Here is a 4,442-nt window from a genome sequence, read left to right on the forward strand (position 1 = left end):
CGTTTTTTGACACTTGGGGGTAGTCTTATTTCTTAAGTTGATGGGCATGGGGTACCGCCAGCATTTCGGAAAAAAACCACGCTAAGGATTTTTCTATAAAAAAAGCCGTTATATTAAGAATAAAACGGCTCTTTTATACGTAAAGGACGTAAATTCATTTGCCCAGTGTCATGTAATCCTTCAAATTTGTATTCTCCAAGAAAATTGATATGTTCCCATCCTAACGGCCACGCATAGGGCATTAAATCTTCTCTAAATTCTCCTCTTGCTTTTAATTCTTCTACGGCTTTTTCCATATATACGGTGTTCCACACACTTATAGCGTTAATAATTATGTTTAGTGCACTAGCTCTTTGTAACTGGTCTTGGAGAGCACGTTCTCTAAATTCTCCACGTTGTCCAAAAAATATAATTCTAGCTAATGCATTGATTGCTTCTCCTTTATTTAAACCTTTTTGAACCCGTCTCCTTACGGCTTTATTAGATATGTAATCCAGCGTAAAGAGGGTTTTCTCGATTCGTCCCATTTCTCCAAGTGCTGTTGCGAGTTTATTTTGTCTTGCATATGATCCGAGCTTCCCCATGATAAGAGCGCTAGATACTTTTCCTGTTTGAACCGAGTATGCCAACCTTCTAATATCTTCATAATTTTCTTTTATTAACTTTACATTAATTTTTCCTTTTAAAAGTGCTTGAACATTTTCATATTCTTCTCCACCAGGTATAGAAAAAAGCTTAGTATCTGCCAAATCACGAATACGAGGAGCAAATCGAAATCCCAACAAGTGTGTTAAAGCGAAAACTTGATCTGTATATCCAGCTGTATCTGTGTAATGTTCTTCAATTTTTAAATCTGTTTCATGATGAAGAAGTCCATCTAATACATGAAGAGCATCTCGTGCATTGGTAGTAATGACTTTCACATAATAGGCAGCTAGTTGATCACTTACAAATCGATAAATGGTTCCACCTTTTCCCGTTCCATAGTGTGGATTGGAATCTGCATGTAGAGAACGTACAGCAATGGATAAACGCATACCATCAGAAGAAGAAGTTGTCCCATCTCCCCAATAGGATGATAACTTTTGTTCCTTTTGGAAATTCACGAGAATAGATTGAGCGCGAACCATTGCATCATCATACATTCTCCATTGTGAAGCATTTGCCATTTGTCTATAGGAGATTCCAGGGGTAGCTTCCGCCATTTTTGTAAGACCTATATTTGTCCCCATTGCCATCAAAGTAGCTAATACAATATTCTGTTCCTCTTGATCAGGAGATTGATTGGTAGAGGCGTGGATAAATTGATCATGAAATCCAGTCCAACTGGCCACTTCTATTAGTAAATCTGTCAGTTTTATTCTGGGTAACATACTATGAAGAAGTTTACTAAATGCTTTTGCTTCTTCTGGAGTTCCTCTATCCAATCGCTCAACATGTAGTTTTCCTTGACTAATATCTACTCCTTCTAATTTCTCGCTATTTTCTGATAACCATTCTAAATGTTCATTTAATCGGTTTATTCGGTCAGTTATATAATCTTCAGCTTTTAAAGGGGCTGTAAGGCCATTTGGAATGTTTGAAACTTCGTTCCATTCATCATACGGTATAAGATAATCATCAAATGCCTTATGATGTCTACTGCCTGATACAAAAATATCTCCTGAACGAATATGATTTCTTAACTCGGTTAAAGCTGCCAATTCATAATAGTGCCGATTAATGTTTCCGTCATCATCATATACATGTTTTTGCCAACGGTTAGATACAAAGTGTAAGGGAGCGCCATGAGGCACTTTTCGTTTACCTGTTTCATTCAATTCATGAATCGTATCAAGTGCTTGTAAAACGGGTTCTCCAGATTTCGTCGCTCTAAAATGAAGACTGCGTAATAAAGTAGGTGCATATCGTCTAACATAGGAATAACGAGTATTTAACAAATCTAAATAGTCATAATTTAAAGGCCGTGATAGTTGTTTTGCTTCTTCAACAGATTCGACCATCTCATTCCATGACATTACTTCATCTAGGGCTGCAAAAGCATCTTTACCGGTTTCTTTTGCCTCAATTAGTGTCCCGCATACAGTAATAAATTGTAAAATCTTCTCGTTTAATTTTTTTCCATTTGCTTGCTGTATTTCGTCTTGTTCTTTTTTCCCTTTTGTTTGAAGATTCATCATAAGACGATCATGAATTTCAATTGCGTAATCTATAAGGTCTTGTGTAATCTCCAATAAAAATGAGACTAACATACTATATCTTTTTACTTCATTGAATCGTCTAAAAGCATATGGCTCATATTTTGATCCTAATCTAGCGAGCTGTCGAAGACGATTTGTATTAATTTTTGTGGTATCAATAGTAAGACCAATTTTTTGAACAAATTGTAATCGGTCTATTACTTTTAAAAATGATTCTGGTGAAGGTTGGGCCGGTACATCTTTTAGCCATGCTAATGGAGATTTACCATTTATAGTTGGTAAAAGTAACGCATCTAATTGATCTTTTTGTTCTTGGACCAAACCGTCATGTAGTATACTATACACTTTCTGATCTGCTTGTTGCTTTGCTTCCCAGACGATATCTTCAATCACATACATAGCTGGAAGAATGACTTTCATTTTTCGCAATGTAGATATTGTTATTTCAATTAAATAGAGGGTATTATTGTTATCCATTGCTTGTTGCACTAAAAATTGTAATAAAGTTTCTTTATATTCAGAAGAAAAATTCTGATATCCATATTCTGTTCGAATTTCACCAAGATGCTCCCATAAAGTATTCTCACGTTTGGCATATACTAAAAATTCTTCAGGCGGAATCTGTAACTGACTCGCAACGTAATCCACTACATATTGTGGAATGTCTTTATATTCTGTTAAGGACCAGCCAGGATAACGAATTAATGCAAGCTGAAGAGCGAACCCTAAACGATTGTATCCTCTACGGTGTTTTAATATTAAATGTAAGTCATGTTTAGAAAAAGTATGAAATGTTACCAAATCCCATTCTGTTAAACGTGATAAATCCATTAACTCATTTCGTTGTGCCTCTGACAGTAATTGTTTAACTCCCATTGTTTCCCCTTTACGCCTTTATAAGAGCTCCATTTTATTTTTTAGCTGCAGTTGGTTTGGATTTGTGTAAAGTAGTGTCGTATGGATGTTAGAGTGCCCAACTTGATTTGCAACTTCATGAATGCTAAATCCTTTTTCAATTGCATTCGTACAGAAGAAGTGTCGTAATTGGTGTGGAGTAATAACATTGCTGTATGATTTAAAGATACGATTGACGACCGTACGGTCGAGCTTTTCTCGCTTTTTACTAATAAAAAGATAAAGAGATTCATGTGCTGTACTGTATGTTTTTCGATCGATGAGATAATCTTTGATAGCACGAAGTACCTTACTATTTAGTAATACAATTCGTTGTTTACCTCCTTTTCCACTTCGAATAATACATTCCCCAGTCTGTAAATTGAAGTCATTCATTTTGATAGATAATGCTTCTGAAATACGTACTCCTGTATATGCTAGGAGAGTGGCAATTGCATAATTACGTTTGTTATTATCCTCTAACACACTTTGTAAAAACTTTTTTACATCTAATTCAACAATTTGGGTTGGAGAAGCATAGACAGTTTGAACCTTTATCATGTCTGTTTTTAAAATTACTTGATCTTGTTGACTTCCTTTCTGTATTAGAAATTCATTAAATTTAGCAAGGCTACTAATCTTGTGGTTAATGGTCTTGGCGTTCAACATTTTGACATTCTTTAAATAACTAATGTACTCTAAGATATTTTGTCGGTACAATTTTGTTAATTTTCTGTCATAGGAACCTTCAAACCATTTTATGTACTGTCTAATACCTGATGTGTATCCCTGAACAGTGTTCTCAGTTTTATTCTCCTGTTTAAGATAAGAAGAAAACTGTTTTGCAACATCCATATGATTTCCTCCGCGTCTATAAATTGTGTTGCATCTAAAAGTATTTATTTATCGATAAATTTTGTTGCGTTAAACCCCTAGATTTATATTTATTATAACACCTAATACAACACAATTAATATTGTGTTGTATTATTTTTGGTACAAAAAAAGACACTGTTTGTGTCTTGGGTTAAATATATATTTTCTGATTTTGCAACCAGGGTTTTCTTAGCGTGGTTTTTTTCCGAAATGCTGGCGGTACCCCTTCTTGTACACATACTGAAGCAATTAATAGATGAGCTGAAAGGACTATATTCAGCTCATCCATTATTTTATTCAAAAAAGTGAGGTTCATATAAAAACAGATCCTCAGATTACCGTGTATCGCATTTTATTATTGACCGTAATGTAATAAGTGTCTGGTGATTTAAAACTTATTTAAAGGGGTATATGAGCCTCAAAAGATGTTTTAAAGTGTTTCTTGTTAATTTATATAAATTTACGCTTGTTC

General features: G+C 34.6%; 2 protein-coding genes. Both read right to left on the reverse strand.

Annotated features, from left to right (window positions below; translation table 11 throughout):
- Window positions 1–113: 113 nt before the first annotated feature.
- Window positions 114–3,077 (reverse strand): Tn3 family transposase, encoded by a 2,964-nt coding sequence (locus tag ACODS7_RS30995; RefSeq protein WP_289670359.1) that lies wholly within the window; start codon window positions 3,075–3,077, stop codon window positions 114–116.
- 18 nt (window positions 3,078–3,095) lie between these two features.
- Entirely contained in the window at window positions 3,096–3,950 is an 855-nt protein-coding gene (gene tnpI / locus ACODS7_RS31000; protein WP_098939621.1) for a TnP I resolvase, read from the reverse strand.
- Between the last annotated feature and the right edge of the window lie 492 nt (window positions 3,951–4,442).

Source organism: Bacillus sp. FG16, from assembly GCF_057809515.1.